This window comes from Bacteroides faecichinchillae JCM 17102, assembly GCF_000614145.1.
Taxonomy (GTDB): domain Bacteria; phylum Bacteroidota; class Bacteroidia; order Bacteroidales; family Bacteroidaceae; genus Bacteroides; species Bacteroides faecichinchillae.
The window spans coordinates 55,369-76,282 of the sequence record NZ_BAKK01000018.1; the positions used below are offsets into that span (position 1 = coordinate 55,369).

Annotated in this window: 15 protein-coding genes and 2 pseudogenes; 5 read left to right on the plus strand and 12 right to left on the minus strand. The window is 42.7% G+C overall.

What is annotated here, in order from left to right; translation table 11 throughout:
* Nucleotides 1–213 precede the first annotated feature (213 nt).
* From JCM17102_RS10895 to JCM17102_RS10905, 3 genes are read left to right on the plus strand one after another with little or no spacing between them, the layout of a single operon-like run.
* Nucleotides 214–1,494 (plus strand): DUF3575 domain-containing protein, encoded by a 1,281-nt coding sequence (locus tag JCM17102_RS10895; protein WP_025075139.1) that lies wholly within the window; start codon nt 214–216, stop codon nt 1,492–1,494.
* A 3-nt stretch (nt 1,495–1,497) separates the two neighbouring features.
* Nucleotides 1,498–2,457, plus strand: coding sequence for a DUF5119 domain-containing protein (locus tag JCM17102_RS10900; protein ID WP_025075140.1), 960 nt, complete (start codon nt 1,498–1,500; stop codon nt 2,455–2,457).
* A 53-nt stretch (nt 2,458–2,510) separates the two neighbouring features.
* Entirely contained in the window at nt 2,511–3,464 is a 954-nt protein-coding gene (locus tag JCM17102_RS10905) for a fimbrillin family protein (RefSeq protein ID WP_025075141.1), read from the plus strand.
* Between the two features lie 126 nt (nt 3,465–3,590).
* Here the strand turns inward: JCM17102_RS10905 and JCM17102_RS32625 are convergent.
* From JCM17102_RS32625 to JCM17102_RS28990, 12 genes and pseudogenes are all read right to left on the minus strand, one after another.
* Nucleotides 3,591–3,860 (minus strand): annotated as a pseudogene (locus JCM17102_RS32625) (IS3 family transposase); the annotation flags it as partial.
* Between the two features lie 544 nt (nt 3,861–4,404).
* Nucleotides 4,405–4,569: a hypothetical protein gene (locus JCM17102_RS30900; RefSeq protein ID WP_168770341.1), complete on the minus strand. Its 165-nt coding sequence runs from the start codon at nt 4,567–4,569 to the stop codon at nt 4,405–4,407.
* 465 nt (nt 4,570–5,034) lie between these two features.
* Nucleotides 5,035–6,300, minus strand: a complete 1,266-nt coding sequence (locus tag JCM17102_RS31585; protein ID WP_025075143.1) for a hypothetical protein — start codon at nt 6,298–6,300, stop codon at nt 5,035–5,037.
* A complete protein-coding gene (locus tag JCM17102_RS31590; RefSeq protein ID WP_275564375.1) occupies nt 6,297–7,403 on the minus strand; it encodes a hypothetical protein in 1,107 nt (368 codons plus the stop codon). Before JCM17102_RS31590 ends, JCM17102_RS31585 begins: the two co-directional genes overlap by 4 nt.
* Nucleotides 7,400–9,433 carry a DUF4906 domain-containing protein gene (locus JCM17102_RS31595; protein WP_275564376.1) on the minus strand — a complete coding sequence of 678 codons (2,034 nt, stop codon included), beginning with the start codon at nt 9,431–9,433 and terminating at the stop codon, nt 7,400–7,402. Before JCM17102_RS31595 ends, JCM17102_RS31590 begins: the two co-directional genes overlap by 4 nt.
* 41 nt (nt 9,434–9,474) lie before the next feature.
* Nucleotides 9,475–11,220 carry a hypothetical protein gene (locus JCM17102_RS10930; RefSeq protein WP_025075144.1) on the minus strand — a complete coding sequence of 582 codons (1,746 nt, stop codon included), beginning with the start codon at nt 11,218–11,220 and terminating at the stop codon, nt 9,475–9,477.
* Between the two features lie 21 nt (nt 11,221–11,241).
* Nucleotides 11,242–12,306 (minus strand): FimB/Mfa2 family fimbrial subunit, encoded by a 1,065-nt coding sequence (locus tag JCM17102_RS10935; RefSeq protein ID WP_025075145.1) that lies wholly within the window; start codon nt 12,304–12,306, stop codon nt 11,242–11,244.
* A gap of 285 nt (nt 12,307–12,591) precedes the next feature.
* On the minus strand, nt 12,592–14,412 hold the full coding sequence (locus JCM17102_RS10945; RefSeq protein ID WP_025075146.1) for a fimbria major subunit: 1,821 nt from the start codon (nt 14,410–14,412) through the stop codon (nt 12,592–12,594).
* A gap of 53 nt (nt 14,413–14,465) precedes the next feature.
* Nucleotides 14,466–15,891 (minus strand): annotated as a pseudogene (locus tag JCM17102_RS27230) (tetratricopeptide repeat protein).
* A 12-nt stretch (nt 15,892–15,903) separates the two neighbouring features.
* Nucleotides 15,904–16,488 (minus strand): DUF3575 domain-containing protein, encoded by a 585-nt coding sequence (locus JCM17102_RS10955; protein ID WP_025075147.1) that lies wholly within the window; start codon nt 16,486–16,488, stop codon nt 15,904–15,906.
* Nucleotides 16,489–17,174: 686 nt separating this feature from the next.
* Nucleotides 17,175–18,383 carry a site-specific integrase gene (locus JCM17102_RS10960; RefSeq protein WP_025075148.1) on the minus strand — a complete coding sequence of 403 codons (1,209 nt, stop codon included), beginning with the start codon at nt 18,381–18,383 and terminating at the stop codon, nt 17,175–17,177.
* 251 nt (nt 18,384–18,634) lie between these two features.
* Nucleotides 18,635–18,820 (minus strand): hypothetical protein, encoded by a 186-nt coding sequence (locus tag JCM17102_RS28990; RefSeq protein WP_136498565.1) that lies wholly within the window; start codon nt 18,818–18,820, stop codon nt 18,635–18,637.
* Nucleotides 18,821–19,803: 983 nt separating this feature from the next.
* Between JCM17102_RS28990 and JCM17102_RS10975 the strand changes: the two genes are divergently transcribed.
* Entirely contained in the window at nt 19,804–20,646 is an 843-nt protein-coding gene (locus tag JCM17102_RS10975; RefSeq protein WP_025075149.1) for a helix-turn-helix domain-containing protein, read from the plus strand.
* 142 nt (nt 20,647–20,788) lie between these two features.
* Nucleotides 20,789–20,914 (plus strand): DUF4248 domain-containing protein (locus JCM17102_RS30340; RefSeq protein ID WP_148302051.1); only part of this gene is annotated, 126 nt, incomplete at its 3' end.

The window sequence follows — 20,914 nt, forward strand, 5'->3', positions numbered from 1 at the left end:
TGGATCAGTAGTCGATGGATTTCTATATTATTGAATATCGCAAAAGTATAGTCTTGTTTCAGAAAAAGAGATGTGAATCTCTGCTAAAAACTTTTCAAACTTGCAAATTCGTTTCAATCGTTTCACAGAACCTTCCATGGCTTGGAAATAATCATAAAAGTATGATTGTTTTCATTCTTTAACTTCTATATTTGTTCACAGAAACGAACAATCATGAAACATGGCGTCTACATACTAGCTTTTTTCGCAACACTCTTGTGCCTGTCGGGAAAAGGGTATGCTTCGACTCCATCCATTGCTGTCGTGAGAGATACAACATTTCGAGTAATTGTTTATTTTGGAGAGAATGAAGACGGTATTGATTCTTGTTATCAGAATAATAGTCAGTCCATTGCTTTGTTAGATTCTTTGCTTGATTTGAGTTTAGGTACAGAATCTGTTATTTCAATAAAAGGAGAGGCTTTCGCTTCACCTGATGGTGAATGTAATAGTAATATTGACTTGGCTGTTAAAAGAATAAATTCTGTGAAAGAATTGTTACAAAAACGTTATCCATATATTGAAGAGGAAAAGATAGAGTTTTTGGCTAAGGGAGAAGATTGGACAGGGCTTCGCAGGTTGATTTCTGCTGATGTAAACTTACCGGACCGAGAAGATGTGTTAACGCTGATTGATTATCATCAGGATAATATGATGAAGCGGAAACAACTATTGCAAAAGTTGGATGGTGGAATTCCTTATCGGTTTATAGTTCGTGACATAATGCCTGGATTGAGACGAGTGGAAATTACTATAGTCCGAGAATTACCGGAAATAGAAAAGAAAGCTTTTACACCTGAGACTTCTACTTCCGAATTGTTTGTTTCAACAAAAGTAGAAGTGTCTCCTGGAAATAATTTAAATAAGACCAAAGAGGATAATTTTCAGAAACGGTCTTATGAGATGACTGTAGTGGAGATGGGAGGCCCGGTGGAAAGGAAAATAATTTTAGCGATAAAGAATAATTTGATATATGATTTGTTATTAGCACCAAATTTAGAAATAGAGATTCCAATAAGTAAAAGATGGTCTTTGAATACTGAATATAAATGTCCGTGGTGGTTGAATAGCGAACATGAATTTTGTTATCAGCTTCTTTCAGGAGGTGTGGAAGGACGTTGTTGGTTAGGTAACCGTCGGAAACGTAATAGATTGACCGGACATTTTTTAGGACTTTATACTGAAGGTGGCATTTATGATTTTCAGTTTCAGGGAGACGGTTATCAAGGTAAATATTACGGAGCGGTAGGAGTGACATACGGATATGCCAAACAGTTAGCTCGACATTTTTCATTAGAGTTTAGTTTAGGTGTAGGATATTTGGCAACAGAATATAAGAAATACACTCCTTACGAGGGGGACATTGTTTGGATGAATAGTGGACGTTATCATTTTATTGGCCCTACCAAGGCAAAAGTTTCTTTGATATGGTTAATAACAACAAGGAGGCAGTGATGTATGCAAGATATGAGATATATATTTCTTGTGTTTCTGTTCACGCTGTTAGTGTTAGGAGGATGTAGCCGTCGGGATGTCTTGGATGATTATCCGGTTAGCGGAGTGGAAATATCACTTGACTGGGATGGTGTTACAGATCAACTACCGGAAGGAGTTAGGGTTATCTTTTATCCGAAAGATGGAAAAGGTAAAAAGGTTGATACTTATCTTTCAATAAGAGGTGGTAAGATAAAAGTTCCTCCGGGTCGATATTCGGTAGTGGTGTACAATTACGATACGGAAATGGTACAAATCCGGAATGAAGGTGCTTATGAAACGGTAGAGGCTTTTACTGGGCATTGCAATGGATTGGGAGTGACAGGTACAGAAGAGCTAGTTTGGGGACCTGATCCGTTATATGTAGTGAACATTGATGAACTGCAGATAAAAAAAAGCGACAAAGTTCTTCTTTTGGACTGGCAACCAAAATTGATAGTAAAGACTTATTCATTCAAAATAAAAGCAGAAGGATTACAGTATGTTTCTACTATTATTGGAAGTGTTGAAGGAATGGCAAACTGCTATTGTTTGGGTAGGTGTTGTGGAATGAAAGGAGAGGCTGCTCTGTATTTTGAAGCAGGTATACAAGGAGATGAGATTATTGGAAGTTTCACTGCTTTTGGAATACCTGAAGATATGGTTACCAGAGCTAGTATGGGAATGGTGAAGATAAATTTTGTATTTGTAAAAACAGATAAGAGTGTACAAAAGATTGAGGTTGATATAACAGAGGTAATAGCTGATTCTGAAGGTAATGAAGGTGAAAATGAGGAGGATCCTCATATGAAAATTGAGTTACCGATTAAAGATGAAATAAAAGTTGAAAAGCCGGATAATCCCTCTGGTGATGGAGGAGGGGGGATTGGCGGAGATGTTGGTGATTGGGGAGATGATGAAGAAATAGAGCTACCAGTGAATTAGAATTAATAGCATAAACAAAATATAACAATATTATAAACTTAAAAAATACAGTTATGAAAGAATTATTATTAGCAGTTGCAACGGTAATGGCTATTACAGGTTGCTCACAGAGTGAAGAATTTGATGCACAGGGAACAAACAATGAAATTAAAGTTGGGGCTATGGTAAAGAAGTCACCAAGAGCAGTGGTTACGGATAATGCGACTTTTAAATCTTTCACACTAAGTTCTTTTATTGTAGATAATAATCAGGATTATAGTATAGTAGGATTAGGGACTGCTTATATGGATGAAGTTTCTTATACTGGTATTAAAGGAAATTGGACGACTACTGATAAATACTATTGGCCTAGTGATAAGAATATACAGTTCTTTGGCTATTCCGGTGGGACAAATTTCGCAGTTAGTGATACAGGATACCCAACTTTATCATTTTCTATAAAGGGCATATCTTCAGAACAGGAAGACTTGGTTGTTTCAGCTGTGAATACAGGTAAACCAGCTGAGAATGCTAAAGTTGATTTAAGTTTTAAGCATATTCTTACTAAAATTAATTTCTCATATAAACCAGAAAATAATTACACTTATACAATAAGTAAACTGAAAATTAGTGGTATAAAGGGAGGTGATGCAACTTACACTTTTAATGCAGATCCAGTTCAGGGAAAATGGACAGTGGGTAGTTTAGATGCGACTTATGAATATCCAATCACAAAGGGAGAAACTGCTTCAGGAGGTTATTATCCATTGGATTCAAAAGATGGTTCATTGATGTTATTGCCACAAAGTATTGCTGATGGAGCTGCAACAATTCTGATTACCTATACAGCAACGAAAGGTGCTTACAGTTATACAGCTACTGATAAAATTATTAAAATACCAGAATCTGTATGGGGAATTGGACAAAGTGTACGTTATAAATTAGCATTACCTGCCGGTGAAGGAGTAATTGATTTTGATACAGATGTATTGAATAATTGGGAATCTGAAGATTCAAGTGAACTATAATAAGTTTAATTGGTAAAAAATATATTTTTACGAAGAAGCTGATACCTTATAGTTTTTAATTTTAATATACTTTATAATTTTATTATAATGAAGTGCCCCCCAAAAGTTGGAAAGTAAATTATTAAACTATATTGAAAGAGTTCGGTATTGAATCGGACTCTTTCCTTTTTTCTCGATTTAATTCTTTTATTGTTGTAGTAATCAATATATTCGTCTAAAGCCTTGATGAAGTCTTCCGCAGATTCGAACTTTTCAGCATAGAGCAGTTCAGATTTCATAATACCAAAAAGTTTTCAGCCATGGCGTTGTCAAGACAATTACCCTTCCGAGACATACTTTGTGAGACATGATGCTGGGTAAGCTGCTTTCGATAACCATAGTTTGGTATTTCCACCCTTAATCAAAGTGTATAATTAGTCCGTCAAGATTGTCGAACTTAGTAAACGCCTTGTCAAGCATATCGTATATTTGCTCAAGAATGGGACTTCTGGATAGGTTAAAAATATTATTTTACCATTGAACATATCCAATATGAGCGAAAGATGCAACTTCTCTGAACCTATATTTATCTGCGTGACATCCGTTGCTCATTTACGATTGGGGGCTTGAGCAATAAAGTTCCTATTGATTATATTTGGAGAAATCGGCAAGATCGCTCCTTTGTATGAGCGGTAGCGGATCTTTCTAATTTTATTTTTAAGCTCCATAGTGTCCACTAGTCTTCATACGGTTTTATGATTGATTGTAAAGCCTCGGTTTTGCATTTCCGTTGTAATACGTCAATAATCATAGCGACCTTTATGCTCATGAAAAATGGATTCTATCATATTTTTCTCCTCTGCATATTTATTGCTTGAATTTAAGCGTTTCAAATGATAGTAGAATATGGAACGAGCCATCTTTCTTAACCTCAATAATAAGTTAAGAGGATATTGTGACCTTAGTCCGTCGATGACTTCTGCCCATTCAGATGTGTCCAGGCTTTCTTTTCTTCGACTAAGGTCTTCGCTTTTTTTAGCAGCGTATTTTCTGCTCTCAGACAGATATTTTCTGTCTGGAGTTTCTCCAGTTCCGTCTGCGGTTCTTTCTTCTTGGATCTAACCATATCTTTTAACGGTTTGCCCCGAAGTTGGGATAGGTGGAGTGCCGTGCAACCTGAACTGAACTTGGAACTTGGACAAAAACAAGCTCAATAAATGTCCAACAAAAGAAAGAAAATATGCCTAATATCCTTCTATCTTCCACTTATTTATTAATCCCTTTGTATCGTGATCATACAACAACATATGTAGACTGATAATATCCTTTAAGGCATCCCCAGTAACCCGTGTGCGATTCACTGTCGAGAACATGGATTTGAAATCTAGCTACACAACATTTGGCCAATCGTTGGGTATGGTGTAAAAAAGAAATAGGTTCATGGGTGTACCGTGGATTTTTTCGTATAATGTAAATATAGTGTAGACTTAATTTGTCTTTTTCATTAGTTATACAAGTTTCTGATGTCGTTCGTGTGGAACTGAAATGTTCAGATTGAATGTGTTCAGCTTATTATAGAGGATTAATTTACTTATTCCCGCTGTTTACGGCGTTCTAAAAATTCAGGGAAATGGCGTTTGATAAATTGTCCCAGCGAACAGTCGTTCAATCCGAAACGGCGGGCAATGGATTTCAAGGATTCCGAGGTCGTTTTATACAGGTGTATGGCTTCTTTGTATTTCTCCATGCTTTTAGGCGATATCATTTTGCCGCTCTCCGTCTTTTTCATTCCCAAAGCGGCGTGCAGCGCCGGTTCATGCTCTTTCAAGTATTGCCTGAAACATTCCGGATGCAGACCGAACTCGGTGGCAACCTTTGCCGTTGTAAGTCCGCCCTCTTTCAGTCGGGTGATGGCATCCGCGTATTTGGCTGTGGTGGCCGGGTTGTATCTCCGTACTGACGACCAGTACCAGTCCATGGGCTTGCCTTCCTCGTAAGGGATGCCTTTCCGCTCACAAACCAAGTCCTTGTGCCAAGTTTGCAAGTATTCGTAGAAGCCTTTTATAGATACACCTGTTTGCTTGGCTATTTTTTGGGCGGAGAGTGGCGTAGTGCGATATAAGTGTAAGGCTTCTGCATATTTCTTGATTATTTCAGGGGTAGGAACATGAAGCGTTCCGCGCCCCGTTATTTTGCCTTTACGTTGCTGCCTTATCGCCTGTTCGCGTATCTTGATGCGGTTTTCAACCAGTTCCTTGTGGTAGAATATCAAGTGTTGTTTCAATCCGGTGTAGGAGACATTGCAACGCTCTGCGGCCTCCTGCAACGTGATGTAGTTGTCGGCACGCAAGAGTTCTACCGCCTCTGCATACTGCTCCTTGCACCATGAACGTGTGCCACGGGGAAGGCCATCGTCCAGCCCCAACTGTTGTCGTGTCCGCTCCCGAAATTCCAGTACTTCGGGATAATGTGTATGCAACTGTCTGCTGAGATTTGTGCCGCTCAATCCAAATTCACGGGCAATCTGCGATACATTGTACTCTATGTAGTCCATGTTGTCACACGCCGCGATAGCCTCCTTGTATTTGGCATGGATTTCGGGACGCTGCCCACGCCGTTGGTTCATCTTGATATCGTTGGCTTCCTCCGGACTGCATTTGATGCCATTACGTTTCAGCATCAGATGGCGATGATAGGTGCAGATATAGCGGGTAAATCCGTTGAGCGAAACCTCACACTGCCGGCAAATCTCGGCAGTGGAGAGGTCAGTGGCAGCATATAACTCCAACGCCGGGCGGTATTTCGCTTCCGTCTCCGGCTTGCAACCTCTTGTCCGGTTACATTCGTGGGCGGTCATGGCTGTTGCTGCGGTTGCTTTGTTGATACCGGACGAACACCGAAACCGTCTGTATTATAGAAATCCTCATAAGGAGCTATCAAATTCAGCCCCTCACTACCTCTTTGTTTCCAATCATCCCCTTGTTGAATATCGTTGCGGTGGAATTTCAAATGGTAAGAGCGGGTCACATCCTTTGCGTTATTGAACCAAACATAACCTTCGCCCATGAAATCCGCCGCCGGATAATTTGTAACTGCTGCTTTAGAGTCATAATCCCGGTAACCGGAAACAGGGAAGATGATGGACTGGAGTTTCCTCGGGTCTGTATAAAGTTCCAGAACTTGTTTGTTTATTGAGCTGCCGGTGTAATAATCTGACTGCATATGGCTCTCAAGTACATCATACCAATCGTAAGGAAACTTAGCAGACTGCCCGTGAGTTGTAAATCCGGTGAAAACAGAGTTGTCGCTTACCTGATATCCCGGGGGACAGGGGTCATAGACCGTTTTTTTGCCATTGTTTGACCATAGGTCTGTGGGTGATTCATTGATACTTTTATAAGGAGGAGTTGTATCTGTCTGCGCTCTCGGAGCATTATGCCATTTATCAGGGTTCTTGACAAGCACATCAAGGCAATCCTTGGTATGCTTTCTCCCCTTGTTATTCTGGAACGTTGCCGGTTCCTGATAAAGTCTGGGAGGATTATACTGCGGCCCCCATATGTCATAAAGGTTACCGTCATGATCCCATCTCTGTTTGTTTCCAAAAGCTGTGTTTGAACCGACAAACGGGTCCTTACGCCCCCACTGGTAGTAGGGATGGTCGCCACGGGGAAGGAGAAAATGGGGGTATTGCTCAATCTCTCTGATTATCTCTTGGTTTCCGACTTTGAATGTTATCTTACACTTGCGTCGCTTATAATATTTTATATCTGTGCCTCCCGAACACCAGCCAAGATTGACCGGCATCACATTAAATGCTTTCTCTTCATGGTTGGTAATCCGAATATTATTCTCGAAATTTCCAAAGCCGAAACGGGTAGCCCAGATGTGCCAGCTCCAGATAGCTTTTGTGCTTCCGCCGATGACATCTTCATCTTCACCTGCATTATTATCAATCAAGCTATCACGGCATTCCCCTCTTGTATTTTACCTATTTGGAATTTTATTCCGCCATTACCATTAAAAAGATTGGGATCGTAACTTATCGTACTTGGTGTGATAAGATATTGGTCTTCTTGCTTGGCATCCTGCCATATAAGTTTCGCACTTACATTGGAGAGGCTTATTCCTGTGTTATCTTTGATATAGGGTTTATTGATATTATTCTTCAGATGGTTTACAATATTCTCTGAAGAATACGCAGTCGAGTTGATGCCTCCATCTGTGATTGCATTTCCATACACGAGGGGGAAACAATACCAGCCGGGAGCGCCCACCATGTAGCAGTTGGCGGTATTCTTTACTGTCATATCATTTCCATTTTCGTTGGAAAGGTTATACGGGGCGGTTTGACTACCTACGGTAGCAGCCGGAAATAAACTATTGATTGTGGTAGAGGTCGGCTCCGTCATGGAGGCGACAAATGTATATTGCTTTTGAGTTCTGTCTTCGCTGACAGTGTCCTCGTTACATGTAAGCCATCCGGAGGTAGTGTTGTCTATATCCCATTTCCCGGTCTGGTCATTGTACGAATAATAGGTATAGCTGATTTTATCCGGTTCTATCCATTTATTGGGCGTACCCGTAGCATAGCTGGTCACCGTGATCACATTCTGATTATTGAAAGTATGACCCGCGTTATGGAGGGTGGTATAATCAAGAGAAGGCACGAAAAATTTGCCCTGATAGTTCACATCCTCAGGATAGGTGATATCCAGAATCTTCTCACCATACTCGATGTGCCAGTCCACGTCATTGCCATAGCCTTTGAACTGCATCGTGATTTTGTAATGATGGTTACGGATCAAATCGAAATTCTTCACCGCATCCATTCCAAGCATGAACCGGTAGATGATCTTACCTTCTGATTTATATTCAGGCCGGTTGGCGACATAATATCCCTCCACCTCGAGGTAGGTACCGTCTGTAACCCCGTCATAGTCCTCTGAGTCGATTATCCCGTCTCCGTCGGAATCCTGATATTTTTTGGATGCGCCTTCAGGTTCTCCCTGCATGTTTTCATAGCAAGGAAGCGCCTTGACGTTGTCGTCATGGAAACTTGTAACACCCGGGTCTCCCCATATCTTTGGAGAAAATGTTTCTGTTTTTGTCACCGTAGGCCAACCGCTGTGATCTTCACCCTCTCCGTAGGTGATGGAATAATCCGATGATGGGATGCAGGTAATCTTACCATCATCGGCAGTAGCCTCGTCAGTATCAGCAGACGCTTCAGTATCACTACCGCTGACGGCCTTGGATGAGGTTCCGAGGAGGGCACCGGATGCCACATTTTTCAGTACGGCATTTTTTATATAGACTGTAACACCGTCTCTCAGATTCCTTCCGTCGAAATCGACGGTAACTTTCGATACTGCTCTGCGCACCCATGAGTGCAGGCTATTCCCGTCTGGGGTAATAGTAAGGAGTTCGTCCGTTTCAAAATCCTTATTATCGGGAGCGGCTGTACCTTCCGTGTAGCCCTGTCTGAACACGCCGAACATTTCAAGGTCGTTCTCGATGTCATCGTCCCAAACAAGTTTGAATTTTCTAAGCTCTTTGATAGATGTTACCTTCTTGAGGTCGTTCTTCTGGGAATCGGAGATATTGGCAACGGCATAAACATAGTACTGGCCGGCCCGTACTTTCTTTTTGAACGTTACACGCTCGTGCGTGGAGCCTTCAGAAGAAGCGGGTGTGAAATCCACGTCTCCGCTATAATCATCTTTTTCTCCTTTTGAATTGAAGAAGAAAACATACAGCGATTTTATGCCCTTGTATCCCGTTCCTTCAGGCGCTTCGGCACGTGTCTGTACTTCCGTCGGAATAAGCGGCTTGTAAATCACTTCGCCCCGGATTTCAACCTCTGCGTCCGGTATCTCCACTGTCTTGTCTATAAGATTATCCGTGCATCCGATAAATGTGACAGCCACAGCCCATAATGCCGGGATTATCGAAAAAATGATACTATGTTTTTTTATTATATTAGACATAATTGCTCATATATTTTTAAGACGTCAGGTATGTTGTAAGCTCACTCAAGGTATTTTACCCATTCTCCAAGTATGTCTTTTCTCTTTTGTTCGGTATCTCCTTCCTTCCATGGATAACGGTTGCCGAGAATGTCAAACCAGAATCTCGGGTTATAAGAGTCGTGATCGTATCCCGACCAATTATATGCTACGATACTATACTCCAATCTATCCCATTCGTTTATGGTTCGACAGCAATTCAACCTGAGATTCGTCTCATCAAGCCATACTTGCTGCTTCAGATCATTTAGATAATACGCAAGCCAGGGATTTGGCGTATCCATAACTCCTTCATATCCGGTCCTCCCTTCCGGAGAGAGAGGATATTTCCTTCGGGTCTCTTTATCGTATATATGGTGAAGGTTCGCTGCTGTCCGCTCGTACCCGGATATATAGGTCCCATCGGAGAGAAGCCCGTAATCCGCATACACAAGCAGATACTCTTTGTCGTTGATGGTCACAGACTCTCCTGGCTTATCTTTTGGGCCAAGATACAATGGAACTGCTGTTTCGGGGTCGTAATAATTACCGTCATACCAGCAATCCCTGCCTTGGCCATCCTTACCTATTATATATCCGGTGAATTCCTCTCTTTCCAGACCCAAATCGGGTTTGAGTTCTACCGATGTGAAAGGGATGACATCAACTATCCAATCTATATCTTTACCTTTTACGGTGACGTCGAACTTGTACCAGTTGTTGCGGGCGATGTCGAAATATTGTCCGGAGGACACACCTGTCGGCGGAGTATCGGAATAGCGGAAATCGACATATCCTTCTACCTCACGCCCCCCAGCCTCAGTGTCCCCAATAGTAAAGCATATCTTTATGCGTGATGGGTTGCCAACCGGCTCCTTTGAGTCATTGACATTCCTGTATTCCGGCACATACGCCACATAGTGTCTGGTGTTTTCGTCTTTTGTCAGTGTCAAATCAATATCGGTCGCATCATTGGGTATATTCACAGGCGTGTAGTCGGTAAGCCATGAACCGGTGATATAATCGCTCTGCTTCGTGACATTTGCCGGAGCCTTGTAGCCCTTGCTGCTGGAATGTGTCAGCGACACGGATGTAACTACAGGAACATCCTCGAAATCCTTAAAAAGAATATTCACATCGACCTTGGCATAGGCACGGAGAAGGTACAGTGTGCCGATATCAGAAACTTCTTTCCCGTCTTTGAAATCCTGCACACCGTTCTCGAATTCCTTCACCCCATACATTGGAATGAGATTTGTTTCCGAGAGCTGAGTTTTTTGTTGTGAAAACTCGAACTTGGCAAAGGAAGAGGAACAAAGCTCCTCTATGGTCATTTCGGGGGTTGGATCGATGTAACTGCCCCAATTGGCCAAAAACACGAAGCGGCAACCTGTGGTCAGTGCGCTTCTTATTTCCTCTGTATCTTTCAATCGTAAGCGAATCGAATATTTACTTTCTCCAAAATTATAGATGCTGGCAACTTCCAGTGCGCTGACAGGGGTGTTGTCCAACCCGAAAAGGTAACAACGGAAATTTTTCTTGGTTAGGTCAATGAAATTCTCCAGACCGCTTCCCGTGTTATATTCCCCATCGGTGGGGGTGGCTCGGGTCTTTCTATTAGCGGCATCTCCCAAATCGAGGGTGAAAACAGCCTGAATATTGCTCTCTACTTCCGGCAAGGATTCTTCCTGATTGCTGCACGCCACCATAAAAGGCAGTGCAAATGCCGCCAGGCAGACTGCAATGCTATGTATAATGTTCGGTTTCATCAATCCAATCCTTTTTCCTGATTATTCAATATCAACGTTATTCAACACCACCCGCCAAGAGTGAATCAGTATCTGACTGCTAATCCACTTGTGGTTCTCGTCAAGGAAGAATGTCATTACATAGTCGTCCTCGCGGTCCAGAAACTCCTGGTCGTCCATCTTGCGATTGTACTCCTCCTCATAATAGTCCTTCGCCAACAAAGCATAGTCTATCACGGGGATGCGGGCCACAGTCCCGCCCTCCTGATTAGTGATGGTAAGGAACATCTTTTCACGATGTTTTTCCATCATGCGTCCTACGGTCAGGTCGGCAATGGCGCCCTTTACATGGATGATGGCGCGGGAGGCGTCTTTCCCCAGACCGGCCTCGCCGTTCTGCAACTTCCAGGGGCGGTAGGTGATGTTCTCATCCTCCAGCAACTCGTTGTCATGGGCCATCAACCCGTTCTCGTCCTCTATGCGGAAGTTGAATTGATTGACGTCCACATCCTCTCCCGAGAGATGATGCAAGATGACGCGGATATGGTTGGTGTTCTTGGTCAGGTACATGGTATAGTCGTAACTGCCTCCGTCCTCGTCAGAAGGAAACGACACATCCAGCGTGCCGTGGAAGAGGCGGTAGAGATGTGCATCGCTGTATGCGCCTGATTCGTCACGCTCGCGGTTCAACGCACACTGCAACTGCTCCATCCGCGTCTTGCTGACAATGGCCTCGGGAACGGAGAAAGACTCCTCGCGCTCGCCGTCGTTCCGCAGGCCGCACCATGCCAGCAACCTGTAGTCACCGGAGGGCAGGTCAAGCAGCATCGAGTAGTCTTCCGCTGTCGACGGATCGATCCGGTCTTCCCGCTGCCATACCAGTACACCCGATTTGTCGAAAGCATACAGGTGAACCGATGAAACCTCGTTGTCGAAAGCATCCGCCCACTTCAGGTTTCTGTCGTAGCGGAATCTGAGACGGTAATATACCGAACAGTCGCCTTCTTCTTCATAGAGCCAGCTGTTGCAGGACGTAAGAGCCGACATGCAGACCAAAGTCACGCAGATCCTGACTGCCACATTCCTTATCAATGCCCGTATATTCATATCGTTTACTCTTTCTTGAATGTATATCTTACTTATTCTATATATGGTGTGCGGAACTTCCGCATCCGGATTTTCTCGTCAAGTGGGATACCTGTCTCGTGTTCAGGTTTCCGAGTCCACACCTCTCTTTGCACCAGCATGGAAGTGCTTTTTGTTTATAAAGAGCAAGACGGGGAAATAGCAATCCGTGAGGAAAGAGCGCTCCCCGTCTTGCTCGTTGTTGTCAATGGAAATGTCTGCCGCACAAGGCAGACGCATCTGCTTGCAATGACTATCGGTTAATGCTTACCACTTCAAATCAACGTTGTTGTTAACTCTACGCCAAGAAAGAATCTGAATTTGTACAGCAATGTAGGTATCATTATCTTCTTTGGGGTGTTGCGGAATGATATTTTCATCCGGATTCAGAACAGGAGTACCCAAACCGGTTACCGACTCTATCTTGATATCATAGATATGGTTACGTACAACACCATAATAGCCATATCCGGCATTGTTAAGTTCTTGACCTAAATGTTTGATATCCGTATAATAATAGGTTAGACCGTCATGCCATATTTTGGCTCCGGGCATATCGCAAAGATATTTATTTACAGCGTCAATATCTTTATATGGTTCTTTACCATCTCTATCCTTGTAATATACATTGTTTTTAGCAGCATTCTCTGTCAACTTCAAATAGCTCAAGTATCTTTTGCTTTCTTCTGATTGGTCATTGGCTTTCCCTGCTTCCGTAGCGGTGACCAATTTCACCTCGTCCTTGTTAATGGTTCTGTATGTTGTAACTTGCGAATCACCTTCTCCTGTAGTCTCTTTTACATAAATACCATGTTCGATAAGTGCAAACATTGCTGTTTTTACACCGGTTTCAGTGTACTCGGCACCTGCCCATTTTGCTAAACTGATAGGGGTTGCATTATTACTTCCATCCAATGTCACCAGCATTGCAGCGATAATCGCTTGAGTGCGATTGCTGGTCGTATTTGCCGGGTTGTAAGAACTCTTTGTCCCCTCTTCAAAATTGTCTGCAGCATTCTCCTGACAATAGGTAAATCCACCAATGTTTTGTTTGATGTTATTATGTGTGTGATAGAGAAGTGTAACATTAGCTGGATTCACAGCCCAATAAGAACGGTAGTAAGCAGGATGATTCCAAAACCAGAGACCGTTCAAGGTTGCCCAGGCGGTTGTGGAATTTACTTTTTTGATGAACTGAGATTTATTGGCTTTACCGGTAACATCCCAGTTGGTAAAAAGAATGTATACATCTTTATCGCCATTTTTAATAACCTGTCCTTTATTATCCTTGGCTTTGACTGCCGTGTATGTTTTTCCATTATAAGACACGTTTTCGACGATTTCCATTGCGGGAATTGCCTTCTGGTTTCCACTTACAGCTTTGCCTACTTTGTTCCAGTTGGTGCTCAGCCTCACTTTTGCCACCACACGCTCGATATAAATCTTAACAGGATTAGCCAAAGCAAGCTCCTCGCTGGTGCAAAGATTTTCCGGTTTTATATAGGTACGGGTTACCTGGCCATTTGCATCCGCATATGTTGAACTTGTCATCATGAAATTGGCCGTTCCGTCGACTTTAGATACGGAACTGTAATCACCATTTAGGCCTGCGAGTTCAGTACGGCCATAGTCCTTATTATTATCAAGTCCCGCCATATCGAAATTGGCAACGGCAATCATGGAAGTAACCTTGGTTTGGTTTTCCGGCGAGATTACAATAATGGCTTTTAGTTTTTGCTCTACATTCGGCATATCTTTGCCAGCTTCCACGGGAACAGGAGTTGCATCCAGAAAATTCTTATTACCAACAGCAATGCTGACAGGGTTTCCTACGGCATCAAAGAAATAAAAGCGTAGTGAATTAACTTTGTTTTCATCCGGAGTACCGATGCCCTCTTCAAAGTCGCCATTTCCCGGTTCTGTTCCTGTCCTGGTCCCTGCCGCGGATGGACTAATGATTTCCACGGCCATATACCGGCCTTCCTTCTCAACCTCGCCATCATTTACATTCGGAAGGTCATTTTCGGAACATGCACAAAATAGTACCATTCCGAACAAACTTACAAACAATTTGAATGTTTTCATCATTGATTTTATTTTTTAAATGATTGAATTAGTTTTTTCTTTTGGTTTATATTGCATTATTTTTGTCTTGCGTCCAGTTCGTCAAGCGTCCTGCTGGCCTGCTCAAGTCCCATCTCTTTCGCCTTGCCGAGGTAGCGGCGTGCCATGTCGTAATCTCCCTCCCGCACGGTAAGTGCTCCACGTGCATAGACAGCCTCGGCGGAGTCGCCGGCCTTGTCAAGATACTTGCGTGCTGTCCCGAAATCATCACGCCGGATGGCAGCGTTGGCGGCATTCAGGTTGCTGTCTCATCGTTCGGGAACATGCGCACAGCAGTTTGGAAGATGTCCGTGAACTCGTCCGTACCGGGTTCATACTTTCCGGCAACGAGATAAAATTCGTTCAAGCTCAATTTCTGCGGCTGCTCCGCCATGATGCGCTTTATCTCCTCCACTTCGCTGAACGTGCGGATGTTATAGTCTATGCGGTAGTCCGTATGGCGCAACGCGGGGTAAAAATGTTGCAGCATGAAGCGATATTCATCGGGATAAGTACGTTTGATTTTCGCTTCCTTGGCATCCGGTTCCATGTCGCTGTCGATCAGTGCCAGAATCTCCGCACGGTGGTTGATGTTCGATTGTTCCACGTAACGTCGCAAACCGGTCCAGTCCTCCGGTTCGTAGTCGGTTTGGATGATACCGTCGTCAAAATGGTATAACTGTCCTATGTGCTTTTTGAGCGCGGCGGTACGTCCGATGGCAAGTTCCGTATTGTGCTTGTAGGGACTTTCGGGCGAAGCGAAGCCTTCAGCCATACAGACGTGATGGTGACATCCTTGTCGTTGCGCACGGAGTCAATCGTCGCCTGTATCTTGCCCAGTTCGACGGTATTGCGACGGTAGTCGGGATAAATCACCGTCTGGTCAACAGGGAAATCGATGTATGCCGATCCCGACAGGGAACGGCTTTTCATGATTTCAGCTTTGGGCTGCACAAATATCAATTCAGGGAAGAAAGCCTCGCGATGACGGCCCACGATGCCTTCGTATTCCGCTAGTATTTCCTGACAACATCCCCAGTCGCTACGATGGAATTTGAGAGTAGCTCCGTTCATCCAGTCTTCGTAGAGGATAGGGTTGTTATACTCCAGTTGTTCCGGCTTTTTTGATACTCGGAATGACTTTTCCGACTCGCCAGAAATGGCGCTTATGCCGTTTCGTATATAATAATAATATCGACGGCGTCCGTAAATACCTATTGCCGGCAAATCCAGAGAATCCGCACCGTTGACCAATCGTGGAGTAAGCAGTACGGCACGATTGGCGTCTACGTCAAGTGCACTCAAATGGAGCTCCATCTCTACGGTAAGGTATTTGCCGTTACGATTCATATTGAAATTCTCAATGGAAACACCGGGTATAATGTTTTCTATGTTTTGCGCTACCACTCCAGACATATTTCCCATGCCCAGCAGGGTTGCCAGTATGAATATAGTCCTTTTCATGTTCGTCTCAATTTAGAATAGATAAACCAAGTTAATGGCCACTTTCGTAGGTCCCACGTAATGGTGCGGCTTGTTCGTTTCTACCTTTTTCCCGCATCCCGCACACCGAAACTTATCATAACGGGTATAAGAATAGCCGAAACCGATTTCCGCCTCCAAGTTCCAATGGTGACCGAGAATCCACGCATAGCCGTATGCTACGCCTGCACCTACAAACCAGCCTTGAAAACGAGAATCTTTCAGTTTCTGGGTATCTGTTCCTAACATGTTGATTTTGCCGTCAAAGCCGCCGATATTATACTGTCCGCCATGTAAATGTGCACCAAAGAAATGTGCACCAAAACGATCACACAACCAATAACGGACTTCGGGCTGCACAACCCAGTGTTTCCAGTGACGGTCGTGCGAGAGAGTCCACGCATTGAACTGCCCCGTGATATCTAAAGTCCATTTCGGGGCAAGACCTACTTCGATACCGATGTTCGGGTTTAAGAAGCCATCGGCGAGCAGGTTGGTCTTTAACGCTACATCCTGAGCTTTAACGTTCTGAACGACGCCGATAACAGCAATAGCCAGAAGTAAAATAATCCGTTTCATTATGCCTTTTATCTTCTTTTTCCTGTAGTTTTTTCCATTTTTCGCCACTTCTCTCCGTAAGAGATGTATAAGGAAAAGCGCAAACCATAATTAGCTGAAGAACAGATGAGAATGGATTGTTTGCAGATAAGATTTGCTAAACATCTGATATGCGAACTCAAATAAAGCTAAAACAACTAAAAAAAAAAGTCCATTTTACGCCTCGTTTCTAGCAAATTTTGTATTTTTGTACTTGACATATATCTCTTACGGAGAGAATTGAGTTTTTACTCAACACTTATTCCGTTCTTGGTATTTCTCTTTCAAAGAGAAGTGCAGAAATGCGTAAGTTTCATACTATCATTCTTTTATAGAAAGAAGAAAATCTTATTTACTCAACACTTCCCACTTTATTCCGCAACTTTATTTTTCTTATAAGGAGAGTTATTATCACTGTTATGTTTATGGATTTTCATGCTTTTGGGGGTCTGTAATACTTCTTTTGGAAAAAAGTAATCGATTTATTTCTGTTTATATCCGTTTTTTATATCTTTGCATACGGAATACTTCTCTTTGAAAGAAATCTTCAATTTGTAATTAGTCTGAGTAATGTGAGGATATATCCTATGGATTTGCATTGATAAAAAGAAAATCGCCGTAAATCATGTCTTTGCAGAAAGTTTACGGCGTGGATTTCTAGTTTTTTTTTACAAGGATTTTAAGATAAGACGGTTTGCTTTGTCCACTGCCGAAGTATCCAGAGAGGCAAGATAAATGCGTGTTGTAGTTTCAGAGTCATGTCCCATCGCCTCGCTAATTGTGGCAATAGGAATATTCTTGCTTTTTGCAATACTTGCCCAGCCATGTCGGGCGACATATGTTGTCAGTGGAATGGCCAATCCCAGTTGTTCGCCGATTTTCTTCAGGTTTCTGTTTATCCGGTGCGCCTCGCTCTTGTATTGCCGTCTTTCATCTTTTCCGTTGCTTTTGATGATAGGTAATAGATAAGGCGAACCAGTCGTGTCGTACTTGTCAATCAATTCCTGCATGGGTTTCTCCCATTTGATGAACAATTGCTGGTTGGTCTTATGCCGGCGATAGGACAGAATACTGTTCTGCAAGTCTTTTTTCTTCAGAAACGCCATGTCCACGAATGACATTCCTCGCGTATAGAACGAGAACATGAAAACGTCTCTCGCATAATCCATTACTGGATATAAACTCAAATCCAGATCCTGTATCTGACGGATGATTTTCAGGGGCACGGCACGTTTGACAGTCTTATCAATTCCTGTGTAGACATGCTTGAAGGGGGATCGTTGCACGGTCAACTCTTTTTCGACTGCTCGGTTGTAAATCGCCCGTAATCCCCGCATATAATAGGAAGAGGTATTCGGGCACACGTCATTTGCGTTTAGGAAGATTTCATACTCGACCATCAGATTGGAATCCACCTCTTCTAAAAGCACGTCTTTTTCTTTGCGAAACCTCCCGAAACTGTTCAGGACGGTCGTGTATCGCTCGGCGGTTTGTATTTTGCCGATTTGTTTTAACTGCTGGACAAGTTCCCTGCCGAACGATATGAATCCCTCAGTGTCAGGAGACATGAGGAAACGTTCCGCCACCTCTTCGGCCGTGTAGTTCTGGCCTGCTCGTTCGAGACGGGTGATAATGTTTTTAAGACGCTTGACATCCTCTTCCAAGGCGCATTTCAATGAGGTCAGATAAACCCGGCGGCCGTTTCCCGTACCGGGTGAGAAGACTATTTCCGCGTTTACAGTGTCCCATTCACTCGGATAGAGTTTGTAGCCGGGATTGACTTGCCGTACCACACGATTATGAATCACTTGATAGAATACCTTGCCCTCCTTCGCCAGGACGGAAGAAGCACGAAATTTCACTTTTACTGTTGCCATATTACATGTATTAATATTGATATTTTATTATAAATCAAGAGTATGGCAAGCAGTCTATGCATGGAATCGTCTTGCCGGCACCCGTATAAAAAGTAAAGGTTTCTCTTTTTGGCAGATGCCGATGGAAAACCTTTTATTTTTTTATTTTATTTTTATAAATTCTGAATAACGGATTTCCATATACGGGTTGTCGCTTGAGATCATCTGATGTACGATCTTGGCTCTACTTCAGAGCCAATAGCTATTGTATTTCATCCATGCCTACGGTCTGCTGTAACATCACGAGAATTCGGATCGAGCCTTTCGATCGTTCGTTTTCGATAATACCTTTTCAACTCGATATGGGGAGTCTGTGTCTCTACCTTTTGTCTCATGACTACCAAGGTATCCCAGATGATGACCGATTCGCAGAAAGCCGCGTCGATAGGTTCCGCCACCTCGATTTCATGCCACGCCGCTGCTTCGAGGTTCTTGATTTTCACCCCAGCCGTTTGATGATTGCCGCATCTTCCGCCTGAACCGTTAGTATTCGCCGAATGTCAATTGCAAAGACTTGGGATCGAGAGCCACCACTGTCGGCAGGACGCATTTCACTGCTAGCTTATTCATAAATCATGGCACTTTTAGGTATAAATCAGATAAACTTGCTCACATACATCTCCTCCAACAGCATCTGTCCGCTCTCGTTCTTTCTCCTGTTTCTGAAAAGGTTTTCTACGAACAGGCGATCAATCCTGCGTTTCTTCATTTTGGGACGAATTTTGGGGTATGATGACATTGAATACGATATTTCCGGCATCGTCTTCGATCCGCAGACGAGTCTCTTCCATGTATTTGACGGGGAATATCTCTATAAGTGCCCCTTGGCTGCATTGATAGACACGGTCCGTAGCGATGCTGGTAAAAGCAGTATATTGAAGCGGTCGGTGTAATCTATCGTGCAGTCTCGTTTATCACGACTTTCAATGTCTCTGTCATCTGCAACTTGATGGCTGACATTTCCATCTCGAACCAGTCTGAAGAGAGTACTTCAGTCGTCCGACATATTTCAGCCCGCCGTTCACATAGAGTTTGCAGAACTATAACCCCTGGTCAGTGAGCGTTTTCTCTTCCCGATTTTCGGGTATGTTATTTGTCTTTTCCGGCATATTCTCTTTTTGTTGTAATAGATTCCAATACTTTGTCTATGGCATTGGATATTCCTTACAAATTGCGTAAAGAATCTGAAATATGGTATTTTTTGAGATGGTTGAAAACATTATTAATAACGAGTTTGAAGTTAGGTTGTCCCAAAATGGCATTTCTGTGGATGAAATGTAATTCATGTAGTTCTTTTATAAACATTCTATTTTCCTTCATTTTTTTGGTAATATGAAACATTTAATATATTTTTGTTCCGAACAGAAACAAACAGTAAAATATGCCCTCTATCTGCCAAAGCAATTGGGATTGTCAAAGTTGCCCAAAAGCAGTGGACAATACGATCACACATATTTTTCATCACAGGGGTTTTCACTTACCGGTCCGTAAATGTGAGGAGAATTTCTTCCTTTTTGTATTAAAGGGAGATGTCCTCGTTAATAGTCAGGAATATGCAGGAACAATGCTGACTGCGGGAGAATTTATTCTTCAAGCTTTTGGCTCAAAATTTGAGTTACTTGTAATGAATGATGCCGAATGTATTTATTATAGTTTCAATCAGCTGGAACTATTTTGCGATTTTCGTTTCAATTACATAATGGAAAAGGTGCCTTCTCCGTTGATTTATTCCCCTTTGAAGATTACTTCCGAATTACTGTGTTTGTTGGAAGGCACCAAAGCTTATCTATGCGACCCTAAAGTGTGTCGGGAACTATTAAGTTTGAAACGTAAAGAATTGGCATTTGTCTTGGGATATTATTACTCCGATCATGACTTGGCAACTCTAGTGCATCCACTTTCGAAGTATACATCTAGTTTCCAATTTTTCATTCTTCAAAACTATAAGAAAGTAAAGACAGTAGAAGAGTTGGCTAAGTTGGGGGGATATACTGTTAGTACACTACGCCGTATTTTCACGAATGTTTTTCATGAACCAGTGTACGAATGGATGTTGGCACGTCGTAAAGAAGGTATACTTGACGATCTGATTAACTCGAAGATTAGCATTTCTGAGATATGTTATAAATACGGTTTTGAGTCTTTACCTCATTTCTCAAATTTCTGTAAGAAATCATTTGGATCATCTCCTCGTAATTTACGTCATAAACAGTATGCGGGTTAGATTGATGGAATGTGGTGTAATATATTAATATCGTATTTTCCACATAGATTAACGCTAAAGTGCTCAAAGACTTGACAACGGCTTTTTGATGTTGTATATTTGTAGTCGGAAACAATAAAACTACAAATTAAAATTTAGACGAATGAGAGGAGTCTTATCTTTTGCTGCACTTGCTGCGATGTACTTTCCCGGATGTACAACGAGTAAAAATGCAGTGCACTGTCTCAGCCGATGGATTAAAGGTTGTACCCCGTTGGTTAAAGAGCTT

Coding starts and splice junctions, on each gene's coding strand:
- JCM17102_RS10895 (WP_025075139.1), top strand. CDS start 214: ATGAAACATGGCGTCTACATACTAGCTTTTTTCGCAACACTCTTGTGC.
- JCM17102_RS10900 (WP_025075140.1), top strand. CDS start 1,498: ATGCAAGATATGAGATATATATTTCTTGTGTTTCTGTTCACGCTGTTA.
- JCM17102_RS10905 (WP_025075141.1), top strand. CDS start 2,511: ATGAAAGAATTATTATTAGCAGTTGCAACGGTAATGGCTATTACAGGT.
- JCM17102_RS30900 (WP_168770341.1), bottom strand. CDS start 4,569: ATGGTTAGATCCAAGAAGAAAGAACCGCAGACGGAACTGGAGAAACTC.
- JCM17102_RS31585 (WP_025075143.1), bottom strand. CDS start 6,300: ATGACCGCCCACGAATGTAACCGGACAAGAGGTTGCAAGCCGGAGACG.
- JCM17102_RS31595 (WP_275564376.1), bottom strand. CDS start 9,433: ATGTCTAATATAATAAAAAAACATAGTATCATTTTTTCGATAATCCCG.
- JCM17102_RS10930 (WP_025075144.1), bottom strand. CDS start 11,220: ATGAAACCGAACATTATACATAGCATTGCAGTCTGCCTGGCGGCATTT.
- JCM17102_RS10935 (WP_025075145.1), bottom strand. CDS start 12,306: ATGAATATACGGGCATTGATAAGGAATGTGGCAGTCAGGATCTGCGTG.
- JCM17102_RS10945 (WP_025075146.1), bottom strand. CDS start 14,412: ATGATGAAAACATTCAAATTGTTTGTAAGTTTGTTCGGAATGGTACTA.
- JCM17102_RS10955 (WP_025075147.1), bottom strand. CDS start 16,488: ATGAAACGGATTATTTTACTTCTGGCTATTGCTGTTATCGGCGTCGTT.
- JCM17102_RS10960 (WP_025075148.1), bottom strand. CDS start 18,383: ATGGCAACAGTAAAAGTGAAATTTCGTGCTTCTTCCGTCCTGGCGAAG.
- JCM17102_RS10975 (WP_025075149.1), top strand. CDS start 19,804: ATGCCCTCTATCTGCCAAAGCAATTGGGATTGTCAAAGTTGCCCAAAA.